Genomic DNA, 18,331 nt, shown 5'->3' on the forward strand with positions numbered 1-18,331 from the left:
GCCAGTCGCAATCGCTGGTGATGACGCCGCAGCTGCAGCAGGCGATCAAGCTGCTGGCGCTGTCGAACCTGGAGATCGAAGGGGTCATCGCGGAGGAAATCGAGCGCAATCCGCTGCTCGACAGTACCGCGCCGGCGGAAGAGCCTGCCACCACCGCCCCATCCGCCGATAGCCCGGTCGACGAATCCCCGGCGCGCGACGAGCCAGCCGGCGCGGACGAACTTGTCACCGCGGGCGAGGCGGCGGGCGAATCGCTCGACGTCGATATCGCCGCCGAGCGGTTCGACGACGGACCATCGGATCGCGTCGGTGATTCGGCGGCGGGATCGTTGCCGGGCACGGGGCCTTCGGGAGAGGCGCTCGACCTCGACAGCTTTGCCGACACCAGCGAGAGCCTGGCCGACATTCTGCTGGCACAGGCGGGCGCGGCGTTCGACGACGCCGACCTGTTTATCGCGCGCACGCTGATCGATCAGATCGACGAGGCCGGCTATCTGCGTGCCGACCTCCTCGATATCGCGCAGCGGCTGGGGGTCGCGCTGGCGCGGGTAGAGGCGGTGCTGGAAGCGATCCAGCGCTTCGAGCCGACCGGCGTCGGCGCACGCGATCTGGCGGAATGCCTCGCGATCCAGGCGCGTGAGGTCGATCGCTACGATCCGTGCATGGCCCGCCTGCTCGACCATCTCGACGTGCTGGCGCGCGGCGATCTGACCCGGCTGAAACGGCTGTGCGGGGTCGATGACGAAGACATGGCGGACATGATCCGCGAAGTGCGCGGCTATGATCCGAAGCCGGGTTGCCGCTATGGTGGGGAGGCGCCGCCGCCGGTGATCCCCGACCTGACCGTCACGCGCGCGCGCGGCGGCTGGGCGATCGAGCTGAACGCCGCGACATTGCCGCGCGTGCTGGTCAACCGACGTTATTATACCGAACTGGCGTCGGGCCCGCAGGACAAGGCCAGCAAGGCGTGGCTGGCGGAGAAGCTCGCCAGCGCCAACTGGCTGGTCAAGGCGCTCGACCAGCGGCAGCGCACGATCATCCGCGTCGCGACCGAACTGGTGAAGCAGCAGGAAGCATTCTTCCTGCACGGTGTCGCCCATCTGCGTCCGCTGACGTTGCGGCAGGTGGCGGACGCGATCGAGATGCACGAATCGACCGTCAGCCGCGTGACCAGCAACAAATATCTGAGCTGCGCGCGCGGGCTGTTCGAGCTGAAATATTTCTTCACCTCGGCGATCCAGGCGGCCGATGGCGGGGATGCGGTATCGGCGGAGGCGGTGAAGAGCGCGATCCGCGCGCTGATCGCCGGCGAAGGCGACACCATCCTGTCGGACGATACGCTGGTCGACCTGCTCAACGCCAAAGGCTTCGGCATCGCGCGGCGCACGGTGGCGAAATATCGCGAGGCGATGGGGATCGGCAGCTCGGTACAGCGCCGCCGGGCCCGCGCGCTGGCGGGCGCGGGGGCCGGCTAGCGCGGGCCTTCGGTCCTACCATCCTCCGCCGCGACGGGCGGATGCGCGGCAAGTCGATCCGCCCTCGCCCACCCCATCAATCCCTCAATTCGGGGTTTGTGCCGGCCCCTCCGACGCGCCAACCGAAGGCGCGACCGGGGGCGTGCCCGAACGCGCGACCGAAACCGCGCGATCATACCATGCCGACAGATCACGCTTCATCGCCGCCAGCGCCTCGGGGTTGAGATAGGCCATGTGCCCGGCCGGGTAATAAGTGAACTGCAGATTGGGGCGCTGCGCCGGTTCCAGCATCATATGCCCCAGATCGTTCTCGGTGCCGAAGAACGGGGTCGCCATGTCGTACCAGCCGTTCATCGACAGCACCTGCAGATAGGGATTGGCGCGCATCGCCGCGGCAAGGTCGACCGCGGTATTGGGATTGTTCTGCTTCCCCATGCGGTTGGGCGCGTCATGCTGCCAGTTCCACGTCCAGCCGGCCGCATCGCGGGCGGACAGGCGGTATGGCATGTCGGTCTTGTATCCGAGCGTGTGCGTCACATAATCGCTGAACGTCGCGATGAAGGCGCCCGAAATCGCATCCGACGACGCATCGGTTTCCGGCCGCTCGCCCGCCGCGTCACTGTCGGTGCCGGTGTAGCGCGAATCGAAGCGGCCGATCGTCTGCCGCGAACCGCGCAGCAACTCCTTCTGGAAGCGTGGCAGATCGATGCGCAGGTTGGCGCGCTTGATGAAATCGGGGCTTAATCCGATCAACTGGCTCATCCGCGTCGCGACCTGATCGCGCTCCGCGTCGGAAATGTCCTGCCCCTTGGCCAGCGCGGACATATACGGTCCGACCGCGAAGTCGCGCGCCTGCTGTACGATCGTCGCGACATCCGCCGGACGGTTGGGCAGGCGATTGTGATACCAGGCGGTGGCGGCATAGCTGGGCAGATAGTTGAGATAGACCTGATCGAGCCCCGGCTGGCGATAGCCATAGTTCATGATCGAGCTGAGCAGCACCACGCCATTCAGCGCCATGCCGCGATCCTGCAACTGATAGGCCAGCGCGCCCGACCGCAGCGTGCCATAGCTTTCGCCGAACAGAAACTTGGGGCTGTTCCAGCGGCCGAACTTGGTCGCATACCTCAGGATCGCCTTGGCGAAGGCGTCCGCATCCTCATCGGTGCCGTAGAAGGCCGATGGCTTCATATCCCCCAGCGGGCGCGAATAGCCGGCGCCGATCGCGTCGAGGAACACCATGTCGGTTTTGTCGAGCAGCGTGTACGGGTTCGGCCCGAAATCATATGGCGCTGGGCGGATGAATTCAGGATTGCCGGTCCGCAACCGCATCGGCGCGAACGAGCCCATGTGCAGCCAGAAGGTCGGGCTGCCGGGCCCGCCGTTATAGAAGAAGGTGATCGGCCGCTTCGTCCCCGGCTTGGTGCCGTCGAGCGTATAAGCGGTATAGAACATCGACGCGGTCGGCTTTCCCTCCAGGTCGCGCAGCGTCAGCGTGCCGGCGGTGGCGGTATAGGGCAACCGCTGGCCGCCGACCGTCACCGCGCCCTTCGACCGCTCCTCGCGCTCCTCGACCGGCGCATTGGCATAAGCGGCCTCGATCTTCTCCTTCTGCAGCTCGGCATTGCTGGCGGGCGGCTTCCGATCCTGCGCCACGGTCGGCGCCGCGGCGGCGGCAAGCAGGAGGGCAGCGAAACCGAAGCGCATCAGGCGATCCCCTTTGTCGTTGGATAGGCGGGTGTAATCGTCTCATGCGAAACCATGCAAGCGGGGTTGAGGCTGATCTGGCCGGGATCACCCCGGCAGCGTTTCCGATTCCCGCCCTCGCGGGCATGACGGCAACGGGGACGGCGTTCACCCTCCCCGTCAATCGTCCTCGTCCTCGAACCCGACCAGCGCCAGCGCACGGGCGCGGATCTGGCGGGTCATGCACCAATGCACCAGCGCCTCCTCCCGGCCATGCGTCACCCACACTTCGCGCGGCGCGATCTCGGTCAGCGTCTCGGTCAGTTCGTCCCAGTCGGCATGGTCGGACAGGATCAGCGGCAGCTCGACGTTCTTCTGCCGCGCGCGCTGCCGCACCCGCATCCAGCCGGACGCCATCGCGGTGATCGGATCGGGCAGCCGGCGCGACCAGCGATCGTTGAGCGCTGACGGCGGGCACATCACGACATGCCCGGCCATCGCCGCCTTGGGCACGCCCGCGACCGGCAGCAACTCGCCCAGTCGCACGCCGAGATCGGCATAGAGATCGCACAGGCGTTGCAGGGCACCGTGAATGTAGATCGGCGCTTCGTGTCCACGCTCGCGCAGCTCGGCGATCACCCGCTGCGCCTTGCCCAGGGCATAGGCGCCGACGAGCACGCAGCGCGCCGGATCGGCGTGCAGTCGCGCCAGCAACTTGTCGATCTCATCGCCGGTATCGGGGTGGCGGAACACCGGCAAGCCGAACGTTGCCTCGGTGATGAACACGTCGCACGCCACCGGCTCGAACGGCGTGCAGGTGGGATCGGCGCGGCGCTTGTAATCCCCCGACACGACGATCCGCTCGCCGCGATAGTCGAGCACGATCTGTGCCGAACCAAGGACGTGGCCCGCCGGCACATAGCCGACCTCCACCTCCCCCAGCCGGATCGTCTCGCCATAGCTGACCGGCACGCCCGCCTGCGGGCCGTAGCGCGCCTCCATGATCGCCAGCGTCTCCGGCGTGGCCCAGACGGTGCCATGCCCGCCGCGGGCATGATCGGCATGGCCATGCGTCACCAACGCGCGCGGCTGCGGCACCGAGGGATCGACCCACGCATCCGCCGGGCGAACATAGATGCCGGTCGGATGGGGTTCCAGCCAGTCGCCCAGGGTCGTGCCGCGTGTCGCCATCGTTCCTCAACCTGCCGGATAGGGAATCGTATCCGTTGGAAAAGGATCACGCGGAGGCGCATGATCCTCATCTGGCGACCCGCCGTGGCGCATCCTACATCACCCGCTTGACCGCTCCCCTGCCCCCTGCCCTCACCGACTGGTTCGCCGCGCGCGGCTGGTCGCCACGCGGGCATCAATTGGCGATGTGGGAACAGGCGCGCGCCGGCCGGCATGCGCTGCTGATCGCCGCCACTGGCGCGGGCAAGACGCTCGCCGGCTTCCTGCCGACGCTCGCGGAACTGATCGAGGCGCCGGGCGACGGGCTGCACACCCTGTACGTTTCCCCGCTGAAGGCGCTGGCGGTCGATATCCAGCGCAATCTCGTCACCCCCGTCGACGAGATGGGGCTCGATCTGCGGATCGAGACCCGCACCGGGGATACGCCTTCGGATCGCAAGGCCCGACAGCGCGTCCGGCCGCCGCATATCCTGCTGACCACTCCCGAATCGCTGTCGCTGCTGCTCAGCTATCCCGACAGTGCGACGATGTTCGCCGGGCTGCGCACGATCGTCGTCGACGAGGTACATGCCTTCGCCACCACGAAGCGCGGCGACCTGCTGTCGCTCTGCATGGCGCGGCTGCAACGGCTGGCGCCGGCGTGCCGCCGCGTCGCACTGTCCGCCACGGTGGCCGATCCCGACGGCTATCGCGCCTGGCTGGCCCCCGATGGCGATATCGATACGGTCGCGCTGGTGGCGGGCGATACGGGGGTCGATCCGAACATCGCGATCCTGCTGCCCGAGGATCGCGTGCCCTGGGCGGGGCATTCGGGGCGCTACGCCGCCGAGCAGGTGATGGCGGAGATCGAGCGGCACCGCACCTCGATCGTCTTCTGCAACACGCGCAGCCTGGCGGAGCTGATCTTTCAGGACTTGTGGAAAGCCAATACCGCGCAGCTGCCGATCGGCATCCACCACGGCAGCCTGGAAAAAGAAGCCCGCCGCAAGGTGGAGGCGGCGATGGCGGCGGGCCGGCTGCGCGCGCTGGTGGCGACCGCCAGCCTCGATCTCGGGGTCGACTGGGGCGATGTGGATTGCGTCGTCCAGATGGGCGCCCCCAAGGGGTCGTCACGGCTGCTGCAGCGGATCGGACGATCGAATCATCGCCTTGACGAACCTTCCGAAGCGATCCTCGTCCCCGGCAACCGCTTCGAATATCTGGAGGCCCGCGCCGCGCTCGACGCGGTCGAGGCGGGCGAGCTTGACGCCGACGTCTTCCGCATGGGGGCGCTCGACGTGCTGGCACAGCATGTGATGGCGTGCGCCTGCGCCGCGCCCTTCGATCAGGCGGCGATGCTGGACGAGATACGCGGCGCGCTGCCCTATTCCGCGCTGACCGCCGAATTGTTCGATCAGGTGCTCGGCTTCATCCGCGACGGCGGCTATTCGTTGCGTGCCTATGATCGCTTTCGCCGGCTGACGCAGGATGCGGACGGCAAATGGCGTGTCAGCCATCCGAAGTTCGTCGCGCAGCATCGTCTCAACGCCGGGATCATCGTCGAGGCGACGATGCTCAAGGTGCGGTTCCGCAACGGCCGCGCTCTCGGCAAGGTGGAGGAAGGCTTCGCCGCGACGCTGAGCCATGGCGATACCTTTTTCTTCGCCGGGATGAGCCTGGAGGTGGAGAAGATCGATACCGAGGATCTGATCGTCCGCGCCACCGCCCGTCCCGCGCGCATCCCCACCTATGGCGGCAGCCGCATGCCGCTGTCGACCAACCTTGCCGCGCGGGTACGCCACTTTCTGCACGAACCCGATCAGTGGCGGCGCTTTCCCGACGATGTGCGCGAATGGCTGGAGATCCAGCAGCGCCGCTCCACCCTGCCCCGCCCCGACCAGCTGCTGGTCGAAACCTTCCCCCGCGAAGGGCGGGAATATATGGTCGCGTACAGTTTCGAGGGGTGGAACGCGCATCAGTCGCTCGGCATGCTCGTCACCAAACGAATGGAGACGCTGGGGCTGCGCCCGCTGGGCTTCGTCGCCAACGATTACGCGATCGCCTGCTATTCGCTGGACAAGGTGCGCGATCCGGCCGCGCTATTCTCGTCCGACATCCTTGAGCATGAGTTCGTCGACTGGGTCGAGCGCTCGCACCTGCTGAAACGGGCATTCCGCGAAGTGGCGGTGATCGGCGGGCTGGTCGAGCGGCAACACCCCGGCAAGCGCAAGACCGGGCGCCAGGTCACCTTCTCCACCGACCTGATCTATGACGTGCTGCGCAAATACGAGCCGGGGCATGTGCTGTTGCAGGCGGCCTGGGCCGACGCGCGCGCGCGGATGACCGATGTCGGGCGGCTTGCCGACCTGCTCGACCGCGCGGCGGACACGATGGTGCATGTCGATCTGCCGCGTGTCACGCCGCTGGCGGTGCCGGTATTGACGCTGATCGGGCGCGAAAAGGTCGCGACCGGGAGCGCGGACGACGCGCTGCTGATCGAAGCGGAGGCACTGGCCGCCGAGGCGATGGCGGTCGACTGACGCCTCGCTCGTCGCGGGGAAGGTTTTCGCTTTCTAAAGGCCCGGAACGGGCGTATTCTTCCGCGATGGAGAGGTGGAGCGTGTCGGCGCTGATCGCGCTCGCCGCGCCAGTGGCGGCGCAGCAGCCGACACTGGCCCCTATCCCCGCCACTCCTCCTGCCGCCGCTCCCGACCCCACCCCCAGCGGCGACGATCTCTCCTTCCTGACCACCGAAACGCGCATGACGGTGCCGGTGCGCGTGGCGGGCGCTGGCCCCTACCCCTTCATCATCGACACCGGCGCGCAGCGCAGCGTCGTCTCGCGCCAGCTCGCCCGCTTGCTGCGATTGCCGCTCGGGCCGCGCGTCCGCGTCACCGCGATGGCCGGATCGGGCGAGGTCGATACCGTGATCGTCCCGTCGCTCGCGGTGGCGACCCTGCCCGCGGGGTCGATCGGCGGGCGAGCGATCCAGGCGCCCGCGCTGGAGGCATCGCATCTTGGCGCCCCCGGCATGCTCGGCATCGATACGTTGCAGGGCCATGCGCTGCGCATCGATTTCGATCGCGACGCGATGACGGTCGTTCCCGTTGCGCGCCGCCGCCACCGCGCCGCCGCCGACGACGAGATCGTCATCCAGGCGCGCAGCCTCTACGGCCAGCTGGTCGTGACGCACGCCAGCGTCGCGGGGCGCAAGGTGCGCGTCGTGCTCGATACCGGCACCGCCACCAGTGTCGGCAACCTCGCGCTGCGCCGCCTGCTCGCCAGACGCGGCAAGGCGCGCGAACCAGCGATCTTCACCAGCGTCCTCGGCCAGCAGATGGTCGGCGATATCGCGGTGGTGCCCGAGATGCGATTGGGCAGCGCGCGGATCCGCTCGCTGCCGGTCGCCTTCGCCGATGCCGCGCCGTTCCGCGCCTTCGGGCTGAACGATCGGCCCGCGATCATGCTGGGGATGGACGCGCTGCGGTTGTTCCGGCGCGTCGATATCGACTTCGCCAATCGCGAGCTCCGGCTCGTCATGCCGCGTGACGCGGTATCATAGCGGCTTTCTTCGCTCGCCCGGGTAGACAAGGCACACGTCATGGTTGCGCGGCGTCGCAATCGCTGCAAGCTTTACCACCGATAACGGATCGTGGAGGGCGCATGCGCGGGTTGGGAATGATCGGGGCGGTACTGGCGTGTGCGCCGATGGTCGCGGGGGCGCAGAACCGCCCGGACGAGAAAGCGTTTTTTGCGCTGTACAAGGAGATGGTGGAAACCAATACCGTCGCCAATGTCGGCAGCTGCACCAAGGCGGCGGCTCAGGTGGGCGCGCGGCTGAAGGCGGCGGGTTATGCCGATGCCGACATCACCTATTTCTCGGTGCCCGACCACCCCAATGACGGCGGCGTGGTCGCGGTGCTGAAAGGCAGCGATCCGGCGATGAAGCCGATGCTGCTGCTCGGTCACCTGGATGTGGTGGAGGCCAAGCGCGCCGACTGGCAGCGCGATCCGTTCACGCTGGTCGAGGAGAACGGCTATTATTACGCGCGCGGCACCGTCGACGACAAGGCGATGTCGTCGATCTGGGCCGATGCGATGGTGCGGTTCCGGCAGCAGAGTTATCATCCCAGGCGGACGATCAAGCTGGCGCTGACCTGCGGCGAGGAAACCACCTGGGCGTTCAATGGCGCGCAATGGCTGGCGCAGAACCGCCCCGATCTGGTCGCGGCGGAATTTGCGCTCAACGAGGGCGGTGGCGGGTTGCTTGATGCGCAGGGAAAGCGCCAGCTGCTCAGCGTGCAGGTGGGCGAGAAAGCGGCGCAGAATTTCACGCTGACCGCGACGAACCCGGGCGGGCATAGCTCCGCCCCCACGCCGGACAATGCGATCTATGAACTGGCCGACGCGATCAAGGCGGTTCAGGGCTACGAATTCCCGGTAAAGTTTACCGACACGACGCGCGCCTTCTTCACCGCGAATGCCAAGATGCGCGGCGGCGAACTGGGCGACGCGATCCGCCGCCTGCTTGCCAACCCGCAGGACCAGGCGGCGGATGCGATCGTCAGCCGGGACAAGGTGCTGCACTCCACGCTCCGCACCACCTGCGTCGCGACGCTGCTCAATGCCGGCCATGCCGAGAATGCGCTGCCGCAGCGTGCCACGGCCAACGTCAATTGCCGGATCTTCCCCGGCGAAACGGTCGATACGACATTGGCGAAGCTGAAGGAGCTCGCCGGGCCGAAGGTGACCGTCACCGCCAACCAGCCGATCCGTCCGGTGGCGGTGCCGCCGACGCTCGATCCGAAGATCCTGGGGCCGATGACGCGGGTTGCGGCGAAGCATTTCCCCGGCGTGCCGATCCTGCCCAGCATGTCGACCGGCGCGACCGACGGCATCTTCCTCGAAGCGATCGGCATCCCGGTCTATGGCGCGCCGGGGACGTTCCTGGATCCGGATTTCAACGGCATCCACGGCCTGAACGAACGCATCCGCGTCTCGTCGCTATACGACGCGCGCAACTATCTGTTCGATCTCGTCAAGGCCTATGCCGGATAGACGCCGGCGCTATCAGATTGGCGCGGCGACGGCGGGGGATGTTCTCCCGCGGTCGCCGCAAGCGAGATCGCTCGCTTTACTATCCCCGGTCCATCAGCGGCAGGTCGATCGCGACGATCAGGCCGGGGTGCGCATCCTCCAGCCGCACGGCGCCGCGATGCAGCCGCGCCACCGCGGCGATCAGCGACAGGCCCAGTCCGGCGCCCGTTCCGCCGCGCGCAAGGTCGAGCCGACCGAAGCGGCGCAGCGCCACGGCGCGATCCTCGGGCCTGATCCCCGTCCCCTCGTCCGCGACCGACAATGTGGCGTGGGTTTCGCCGACCGCTAACCCGAGCGTGATCGTCCCCGCGCCATATTTCAACGCATTGTCCACCGCATTGCCGAGCGCCTGACCGATCAATTCGCGGTGTATCGGCAGCGTCACCCCCGATGCGGCGCCGATGACCCGGATCGCACGGCCAGCGTCTTCCGCCACCGGGCCATAGATTTCCGCGATGTCTTCCAGCTCCACCGCCAGATCGACCGGGGTAAAGCTTTCGGTGCCGATCCCCGCCTCGGCACGGGTGATGCGCAGCGCGGTTTCGACCAGCGCCAGCAAGCGCTCACCCTCCGCCAGCGCGCGATCGACCGCTTCCTGAGCGGCAGGTTCGGTCACCTCCCGCGCGGCGCGTTCGAGCGCGGAGCGCAGCCGCGTCAACGGCGATTTCAGATCGTGCGCCAGTCCGTCGGTCGCCACCTGTAATTCGACCACCAGCGCCTCGACCCTGTCGAGCGTATCATTGACCGATCCCGCTAGCGAGGCGAAGGCATCGCCGGCGCGATCGGTGGGAACGCGCCGCGACAGATCACCGTCGCGCACAGCGGCGAGCGTCTCCACAGTGGTGTCGAGCCGGACGACGATCATCCGCGCCGACAGCCATGCAGCGAGCGCCGCGAAGGCGATCCCCAGCGATAGCGCGAACAGCGTCGCCGCCTCCAGCGATCGCACCGCGCGGCGCTCTCCCTCCACCACGCTGCCGGTCAGCAATCGCGCGCCGCTCGGCAAGCGGGTTGCGCGGACCAACATCGCCTCTGGCGTGGAACGGCGGGTGCGATACAGGTCAACCTGTATCGAACGGCCGAATGCGACGTTCGGCGGCCAGGCGGCAAGATTGCCCGCGATCGGCCTTCCGCCCGAATCCACAAACAACAGCACCGTGCCGGGGGTGATCGCCCTGGACACGCGGAGCGCGATCGCGCGGGCCAGTCCGGCTTCCCCACTCCCGGCGGCGGTGGCGAGCAGATCATTGCGCACGACCTCCTCGATCGCGGCGGCGCGTGCGAACACCTGCCCGTGCACCACCGTGCGCAGCGCGAACAGCAGGGTCGCCGACGCCGCGACCTGCAAGAGAAAGACCAGCGCGGCGAAGCGGAACGTGGTGGAACGCCAGAACATCCGGCGTCAGCGCCGCGTCACGCGGCCACGCCCAGCCGGTATCCCGCGCCCCGCACGGTATGCAGCAACGGCCGCGCGAACCCCTCGTCCACCTTCTTGCGCAGGCGGCTGAGATGCACGTCGATCACGTTGGTGCCGGGATCGAAGTGATAATCCCACACGCCCTCCAGCAACATCGTGCGCGTCACCACCTGCTCGGCGTGGCGCAGCATGAATTCCAGCAGGCGGAACTCCCGCGGTTGCAGCTCGATCGTCCGGCCCGCGCGCCTGACGCGGCGCGCCAGCAGATCCATCTCCAGATCGTCGCAGGTGAGCACCGTCTGCACCGCCGCGCTCACTTTGCCACGGCGGATCAGCAGGCGGATCCGCGCGAGCAGTTCGGCGAACGCGAACGGCTTGGCAAGATAATCGTCCGACCCGCCGGTGAGACCCTTGACGCGATCCTCGGGCGAGCCGAGCGCGGACAGCACGATCACCGGTGTTTCGATCTGTGCGCCGCGCAGTGCCGCCAGCACCGCCATGCCGTCCATCCCCGGCAACATGCGATCCAGCACGATGCAATCATAGCTGCCGTCGGTAGCGTGGAACAGCCCGTCGCGACCGTTGTCGGCGCGATCGACGACGAAGCCCTCCTCGGTCAGCCCCTTCGCGACGAACTCAGCGGTAGCACCATCATCCTCAATCACCAGGATCTTTGCCGACATCGCGGTCTCCAAGGCTGGCCATCACGACGTGAAACGTGGCGCCACCACGCCGGATATCGAACTCCACGCTGTCGCCTGATGCCATCTCTCGCTTCGCTTCGGCAAGCGAGACCGCGCCCGCATCGCCCCGCACCGTCTCCACCACGTCGCCGACCCGCAGCCCGGCGCTTTCCGCCGGGCCGCCGACGCGCAGGCTGGTGATGATCCACGCTCCGCCCGCGCGATGATCCGCGGCGGGGGTGGCGAAGGTCGCCCCCATCACATCCGGCGTGCGACCGCGCGAGGCGTGCATCGCCCGAACGGACAGCAGCGCACCGCCCAGCGCGATCGCCAGCAGCGCCAACAACGCATATCGCAGCTGCCGCAGCGATCTCATCCGCGGCGCCTCGGCGCGGCGCCCCGCAGCATGCCCTTCTGCGCCGCTGCCGCCCCCTGGCACCGGCGCCACATCCGATCGACGCCGCGCCCCCGCGCGATGGCGGAGAGCGCGACTGCCAATGTGCCGATCGGGCGGGCGGCGGGGGTGTGAAGGCGATGGCTGGCCACGGGAACGTCCTGTCTCACCCATCTCTCTGGCGTGCCCATGCTGTTCGCGAAATGGGCGCAACATGACCGATCGCTCATCTTTCCGACACGCCCCGGGCACGCGGCGCGTCGCAAGGAGGCAGCATGACCCATCCGCCATTCCCCGAGCCGTCCTCCACCCCCGCCCCGGCGGCGGTTGATCGACACGTGCGGGATTGCGCGCGCGAGCGGCATGTCGCAGGTACTCGGATCAGCACCGATGCCCGGGGCCTGCAACATGCCCGCTGCCGCCATTGCGGATGCGAGCTGACCCGGCTGCCCGCGATCCGGCGCTGGTATCGCGCTGGCCTTCTCGGCGAAGCATAAAGGCTGACGTCATGACTCCGGTTTTCTTCGACCCCACCGGCCGTCGCAGCCGACGCTCCAAACGCGCGCTGGCCGGGCTGATCGTGCTGTTGCTGATCGCGGCGATCGCCTTTGCGACCACGCTGATCGCGATGGCGCCCGCGCGCGACCTGGCGTTGCCGTTGCCCCAGCCCCATGCCGCCGCGGCGCACGGCGACATCGCCGGAGGGCGTGCGCAGGGCTGGCGCCGCTGGCTGCCGCGCACCAGCCGCGCCGGACCGAACACTCCGCTCTCGGTCGGCTTCTACATTCCGGGCGACGACACCAGCATCGCGTCGTTGCGCCGCCATGTCGCCGCGCTCGACTGGGTGGTGCCGGCGACGATCTTCGTCGGGGGGCCGGCCCATCGCGTCACGCTGGCGCGGGACGTGCGCTTCGACCGGATGATCGCGGCGATGCCGCGCCCGCCCAAAGTGCTGCCGATGGTGCAGAATTTTGCCAATGCCGAGTGGGACGGCGCGGGCGCGGCGGCGCTGCTGGCCGATCCGGCGGCACGCGCGGATTTCGCGCGACGCCTTGGCCGGTATGTCGCCTGGCGGCACGAGGCGGGCGTGGTGATGGATTTCGAGGCGCTGCCCGCCAGCGCCATGGGCCATTATCTGCTGTTCCTGCGGCAGTTGCGCGCCGCCTTGCCTGCCGGCACGCAGCTGGCGGTGACCGCACCCGCGGAGGACGAAGACTGGCCGCTCCCCGCGCTGGCGTCGGTGGCCGACCGCGTCATCTTCATGGCCTATGACCAGCATTACGACGGCGGCAGCCCCGGCCCGATCGCGGCGCAGGGCTGGTTCGTGCCGCAGGTGGAACAGGCGGTGCGCCTGATCGGGCGGGACAAGCTGATCGTCGCGCTGGGCAGCTATGCCTATGACTGGCACGGCCACGATACCGATGCGATGTCGATCGAGGAAGCCTGGCTGGCCGCGCACGACAGCCAGGCGCCGGTAACCTTCGACCGCGCCTCGGGCAATGCCGCCTTCGGCTATGACGAGGACGGGCAGCGCCACACGATCTGGATGATGGACGCGGCGACCAGCTGGAATCAGCTGCAAGCGCTCAAGCAGCTCGGAATCGATGATGTCGCCTTGTGGCGGCTGGGGAGCGAGGATCCTGGTATCTGGAGCGATCTGGCGGCGTTCCGGACCGGCAGGCTGCCCGATCTGCGCCGGATCTCCTCGTCGCTGAACACCGATGTGGAAGGCAGCGGAGAGATCCTGCGGATCACCACCACCCCCACCACCGGACGGCGGGTGCTGTTCGCGGATGCGCAGCACATCATCCGTGACGAGCGCTATCTGTCGCTACCGACGCCCTATGTCGTCCAGCGCACCGGCGCGGCCGATCCGAAACTGTTGGCGCTGACCTTCGACGACGGCCCCGATGCGACGTGGACGCCGCGTATCCTGGACGTGCTCGAAAAGGCGCACGTACCCGCCACGTTCTTCGTGATCGGTGAGAATGCGCTGGAGCATCCCGGGCTGCTCCAGCGGATCGTCGCAGGGGGCAGCGAGCTGGGCAATCACAGCTATACCCATCCCAACATGGCGACGCTGGGGCCCCGCGAAACCGCCCTGCAGCTCAACGTCACGCAACGGCTGGTGCAGGCCTATACCGGGCGCGACCTGAAGCTGTTCCGCGCTCCTTATTTCGGGGACGCCGAGCCGACCACCGCCGACGAACTCGAACCGGCGCTGGCGGCGCAGCGCGCGGGCTATACGATCGTCGGCCTGCACGTCGACCCGAACGACTGGCAGCGGCCAGGCGCCGACGCGATCGTCCGGCAGGTCGTCGATCAGGTCCATGCCGCCTCTCCCACCAATGCCGCGAACGTCATCCTGCTGCATGACGGCGGTGGGGATCGCGCACAGACGGTCGCCGCCCTGCCGCGCCTGATCGCGATATTGCGTGCCCAGGGATATACGTTCGTCCCGGTATCGCGGCTGATCGGGCTCTCCCAGGCCCAGGTGATGCCACCGGTCTCGCGCCACGATCTGTGGGCGGTGCGCACCGACGTCGGCATCTTCATCCTTCTCGCGATCGTCTCGAAGCTCTTAAAATGGTTGTTCTTCCTCGCGATCTCGCTGGGCATCGCGCGTGCCTTGATGATGGCCGGGCTGGCGTGGCTACAGGCGCGGCGGCACCGCGTCGCGCCGCCCGTCTTCACGCCCACCGTCTCGGTGATCATCCCCGCCTTCAACGAGGAGCGCGTGATCGCCGCTTCGGTGGCGCGCGTGCTGGCGAGCGATTATCCCGATCTGCAGGTGATCGTCGCCGACGACGGATCGACAGACGCGACCAGCGCGCTGGTGCGTGACGCCTTCGCCGACGATCCGCGTGTAACGCTGTTGACGTTGGTCAACGGCGGCAAGGCGGCGGCGCTCAATCGCGCGCTGCGGGATGCCACCGGCGAGGTGATCATCGCGCTCGACGCCGATACCCAGTTCGAGCCAGAAACGATCCGGCGGCTGGCTCGCTGGTTCGCCGATCCGCGCATCGGCGCGGTGGCGGGGGATGCGCGGGTCGGCAACCGCCACAATCTGGTGACGCGCTGGCAGGCGGTCGAATATATCACCGCGCAGAATCTCGAACGGCGTGCGCTGGCGGGGTTCGACGCCATGACGGTGGTGCCCGGTGCGGTGGGCGCGTGGCGCCGCGCCGCGCTGGACGCGGTCGGCGGCTATCCCGAGGATACGCTGGCGGAGGATCAGGATCTGACGATCGCGATCCAGCGCGCCGGCTGGCGGGTCACCTATGATCCACGCGCCGTGGCGTGGACCGAGGCCCCCGAATCGTTCCGGGCCTTGGCGAAACAGCGTTTCCGCTGGGCATTCGGGACGCTGCAATGCCTGTGGAAACACCGCGTCGTGCTGTGGCGGCGCAAGCCTTCGGGGCTGGCGCTGGTCGGCATGCCGCAGGCATGGCTGTTCCAGATCGTCTTCGCCGCGATCAGCCCGCTGATCGATCTCGCGCTGATCCTGTCGATCGTCGGCACCACGCTGCGGATCACCCAGCACGGCTGGGCGCAGACGTCGGGAGACGTCGGCACGATGGCAATATATTGGGTCGCCTTCACCGCGATCGACGTGTTGTGCGGCTGGCTGGCCTATCACCTGGACGGTCATCGCGTGCGCTACCCCGCGCATCTGCTGATCGCGCAGCGGTTGGTGTATCGGCAGATCATGTATGGGGTGGTGGTCCGTGCGATCTCCGCCGCGATACGCGGTCGCGTGGTCGGCTGGGGCAAACTGGAACGCAGCGGTCGGGTCGACGTGGCAGGGACTCGGCCCGACGCGGCAAGCCATTGATCGGGCGCCGCGACTAAGGCATGGCGGACGGCATGGTTCCCGTTCCGTTCGCCAGCCTTTGCTTCGGTGGCCATCATTTCCGGGCGCTGCCCGCCGGTGCGCTCTACTGGCCGGAACGTCGCGCGCTGCTGGTCGCGGATCTCCATCTGGAAAAGGCGAGCTGGCTGGCGGGCGGCGGGCAATTCCTGCCCCCCTATGATTCGATCGCGACGCTCGGTGGGCTGGCGGCGCTGGTGGAGGCGACCGGGGCGACCGAAATGTGGTGCCTGGGCGACAGTTTCCACGATGTGGCGGGCTGCGACCGACTGCCGGAACAGGCGCGCACCTTGCTGACCGATCTGACGCGGCGAATGCGCTGGACGTGGATCACCGGCAATCACGACCGGGTATTTGTGGATCGCTGTGGCGGCGACGTCATGGCGGAGGCGCTGGTCGATGGCGTGATCTTGCGCCATGAAGCCGATCCGGCGGAGCCGCGGCCCGAAGTATCGGGGCATTTCCATCCGAAATTGCGAATCCGGGTGCGCGGCAAGATGATCGCGCGGCGGTGCTTCGTCGCGACGCAGCGCAAGCTGATCTTCCCCGCTTTCGGGGCGCTGACCGGCGGGCTGGACGCGACGCACCCCGAGATCTGCCGCGTCACCGGCGGCGCGGGCGAGGCACTGATCGCGCTCGACGATCGCCTGCTCCGCTTTCCGCTGGCGGCGTGAACGCTTACACTGGCACGCCCATCAGCAGGCGCGGCAGATTGCCGCTTTCTCCGCGTGCTTCGGCCATGAAACGATCCTTGAGCGGCGGCAGGCGATCGACCAGCGAGATGCCGAAGCGCCGCACCGCGCTGGCGGTCTTGCCGGGAATGCCGAACAGCCGCGTCAGCGTATCGGTGGCGGCGGCGACCATGAACGTGTCGAGACTGCGCCAGTTCTGATAGCGCGCCAGCAACTGCGCATCGCCCGCGTGCAGCCCGAGCCGCCGCCCCTCCACCAGCACCTCCACCAGCGCGGCGACGTCGCGATAACCCAGGTTCACCCCTTGCCCCGCGATCGGATGGATGCCGTGCGCCGCGTCACCCACCAGCGCGAGCCGTGTATCGGTGACCCGCGCCGCATGATGGAAGCCGAGCGGATAGCTGGTGCGTGGGCTCACTTCATACAGCCGCCCGAGGAACCCTCCCATGCGTTTCTCGGCTTCGGCGAGGAACGCACGGTCACTCAGCTTCAGCATCCCCGCGCGTTGATCCTTGCCCACCGTCCATACGATCGCGCAGCGATGTCCGGTCTCGTCGTCGGGCAGCGGCAACAAGGCGAACGGGCCATCGGGGTAGAAGATCTCGTAAGCGACATCCTGATGGCTGCGCTCATGATGGAAGGCGCCGATGATCGCTTCGTGATCATATTGCCAGCGCGCGACGTTGATTCCCGCCGCCTCGCGCGTCGGCGATTGCCGCCCCTCCGCCGCGACGAGCAAATCGGCGGTGACGGTGTCGCCGGACGTCAGCAGCGCGCGCACGCCGCGCTCGCTGCGCTCCACCGTGGTGGCGCGGGTCTGCATCCGCACGTCGACCTGCTCCGCCGCCATCGCAGCATCATAAAGCGCGCGGCGGATCAGCCGGTTCTCGTACATCGTGCCGAGCGCGGCATCATCGGGCGCTGGAATGAAATCGAGCTTGCCCGGCGCCAGACCGTCGCTCACCCGGATTTGACAGATCGCACAACCCTTGCCGGCCAGCGCGGCACCGACCCCGATCGCGTCGAGCATCTTGTGGCTCGCGCTCGCCACCGCCGAGGCGCGTCCATCGAACCCGGCGCTCAACGTCACCGCCGGATCGGCCGGATCTACCACGATCGCGGACAGGCCGTGACGATCGAGCGCGACCGCGAGCGCACTGCCGACCAGCCCGCCGCCGAGGATGAGCACATCTGCGTGATCCATGTCGTCGCTCTAGCTTGCCGGGGCGGTGCTGCCAATCGCCCAAGACGGCAACGGGGGTCGCCGCTCGTTTCGCCGGGGGCGGCAACCCGACCGCCACGCGCCGTCTTGACGCCGGACTCGCGCGCGGGGACAATGACGCGGTTTCTCTCACATCGACACGGGGTTGGGTAATGGCGAGCCGCGCTGGGGCGCCGCTATGGCGCGAGACGGTGAAGGCGGGGGCGTTGCGCAGCGGGGCACTGCTGATGGCGGTGCTGCTGATGCTCGGCACGGTCGCGATGGCATTGGCGCTCGCCAGCTACCGTCCCGGCGATGCCGCGTTCAACACCGCCGCCGGGGGCGTGACCGGCAATCTGCTCGGTGGCCCGGGGGCATGGTTCGCCGATCTGGCGCTGACGATCATCGGCCCGGCGGTGGCGCTGCTGCTGCCGATCCCCGCGATCGTCGCGATCCGGCTATGGCGGGAACAACCGGCAGGCGAATGGCCGCGCATGCTGCGGTTCGGGCTGATCGGCGTCGCGCTGATGGCGATCGCGCTGGCGAGCGTCGCGCCGGGCGCGGTGCCGCAATTGCCGTTCGGCTGGGGCGGTGCGATCGGCCTCGGGGTCGTCGCCGGGGTCCGTTCGCTGCTGCTGATGGTCG

The 18,331-nt window shown here is 68.1% G+C and carries 14 protein-coding genes; 8 read left to right on the forward strand and 6 right to left on the reverse strand.

Annotated features, from left to right (window positions below):
- A partial coding sequence (gene rpoN, locus ACFDSW_RS07895; protein WP_375249738.1) for an RNA polymerase factor sigma-54 occupies positions 1-1,475 on the forward strand: 1,475 nt, incomplete at its 5' end.
- Between the two features lie 84 nt (positions 1,476-1,559).
- Here rpoN and ACFDSW_RS07900 read toward each other — a convergent pair.
- Together ACFDSW_RS07900 and ACFDSW_RS07905 are read right to left on the reverse strand one after the other, a co-directional pair.
- Entirely contained in the window at positions 1,560-3,182 is a 1,623-nt protein-coding gene (locus ACFDSW_RS07900; RefSeq protein WP_375249739.1) for a S10 family peptidase, read from the reverse strand.
- A 159-nt stretch (positions 3,183-3,341) separates the two neighbouring features.
- Positions 3,342-4,352 carry a ligase-associated DNA damage response exonuclease gene (locus ACFDSW_RS07905; RefSeq protein ID WP_375249740.1) on the reverse strand — a complete coding sequence of 337 codons (1,011 nt, stop codon included), beginning with the start codon at positions 4,350-4,352 and terminating at the stop codon, positions 3,342-3,344.
- Positions 4,353-4,459: 107 nt separating this feature from the next.
- Here ACFDSW_RS07905 and ACFDSW_RS07910 point away from each other — a divergent pair, with 107 nt between their 5' ends.
- The 3 genes from ACFDSW_RS07910 (at position 4,460) to ACFDSW_RS07920 (ending at position 9,389) form a co-directional block, all read left to right on the forward strand.
- Positions 4,460-6,871: a ligase-associated DNA damage response DEXH box helicase gene (locus ACFDSW_RS07910; RefSeq protein WP_375249751.1), complete on the forward strand. Its 2,412-nt coding sequence runs from the start codon at positions 4,460-4,462 to the stop codon at positions 6,869-6,871.
- Between the two features lie 65 nt (positions 6,872-6,936).
- Positions 6,937-7,893, forward strand: a complete 957-nt coding sequence (locus ACFDSW_RS07915; protein ID WP_375249741.1) for a retroviral-like aspartic protease family protein — start codon at positions 6,937-6,939, stop codon at positions 7,891-7,893.
- 101 nt (positions 7,894-7,994) lie between these two features.
- A complete protein-coding gene (locus ACFDSW_RS07920; RefSeq protein ID WP_375249742.1) occupies positions 7,995-9,389 on the forward strand; it encodes a M20/M25/M40 family metallo-hydrolase in 1,395 nt (464 codons plus the stop codon).
- A 79-nt stretch (positions 9,390-9,468) separates the two neighbouring features.
- Here ACFDSW_RS07920 and ACFDSW_RS07925 read toward each other — a convergent pair whose 3' ends face one another.
- From ACFDSW_RS07925 to ACFDSW_RS07935, 3 genes are read right to left on the reverse strand one after another with little or no spacing between them, the layout of a single operon-like run.
- Entirely contained in the window at positions 9,469-10,824 is a 1,356-nt protein-coding gene (locus tag ACFDSW_RS07925; RefSeq protein WP_375249743.1) for a sensor histidine kinase, read from the reverse strand.
- A 17-nt stretch (positions 10,825-10,841) separates the two neighbouring features.
- Positions 10,842-11,528: a winged helix-turn-helix domain-containing protein gene (locus ACFDSW_RS07930; protein WP_375249744.1), complete on the reverse strand. Its 687-nt coding sequence runs from the start codon at positions 11,526-11,528 to the stop codon at positions 10,842-10,844.
- Positions 11,503-11,904 (reverse strand): hypothetical protein, encoded by a 402-nt coding sequence (locus tag ACFDSW_RS07935; RefSeq protein WP_375249745.1) that lies wholly within the window; start codon positions 11,902-11,904, stop codon positions 11,503-11,505. The genes ACFDSW_RS07930 and ACFDSW_RS07935 overlap by 26 nt, the downstream gene beginning before the upstream one ends.
- A 293-nt stretch (positions 11,905-12,197) precedes the next feature.
- On the opposite strand from ACFDSW_RS07935, the gene ACFDSW_RS07940 reads away from it, so the two are divergent.
- From ACFDSW_RS07940 to pdeM, 3 genes are read left to right on the forward strand one after another with little or no spacing between them, the layout of a single operon-like run.
- A complete protein-coding gene (locus ACFDSW_RS07940; protein WP_375249746.1) occupies positions 12,198-12,419 on the forward strand; it encodes a hypothetical protein in 222 nt (73 codons plus the stop codon).
- Positions 12,420-12,430: 11 nt separating this feature from the next.
- A complete protein-coding gene (locus ACFDSW_RS07945) occupies positions 12,431-15,757 on the forward strand; it encodes a glycosyltransferase (RefSeq protein WP_375249747.1) in 3,327 nt (1,108 codons plus the stop codon).
- Positions 15,758-15,789: 32 nt separating this feature from the next.
- Complete coding sequence (gene pdeM, locus ACFDSW_RS07950; protein WP_375249748.1) at positions 15,790-16,467, forward strand: ligase-associated DNA damage response endonuclease PdeM; 678 nt, start codon at positions 15,790-15,792, stop codon at positions 16,465-16,467.
- Between the two features lie 4 nt (positions 16,468-16,471).
- Here the strand turns inward: pdeM and ACFDSW_RS07955 are convergent, their stop codons facing one another.
- Positions 16,472-17,689 (reverse strand): UbiH/UbiF/VisC/COQ6 family ubiquinone biosynthesis hydroxylase, encoded by a 1,218-nt coding sequence (locus tag ACFDSW_RS07955; protein ID WP_375249749.1) that lies wholly within the window; start codon positions 17,687-17,689, stop codon positions 16,472-16,474.
- 170 nt (positions 17,690-17,859) lie between these two features.
- On the opposite strand from ACFDSW_RS07955, the gene ACFDSW_RS07960 reads away from it, so the two are divergent.
- Positions 17,860-18,331, forward strand: a 472-nt coding sequence (locus tag ACFDSW_RS07960) for a DNA translocase FtsK 4TM domain-containing protein (protein WP_375249750.1), incomplete at its 3' end; no start/stop codon positions are given.

The organism is Sphingomonas sp., assembly GCF_042091075.1.
GTDB lineage: Bacteria > Pseudomonadota > Alphaproteobacteria > Sphingomonadales > Sphingomonadaceae > Sphingomonas.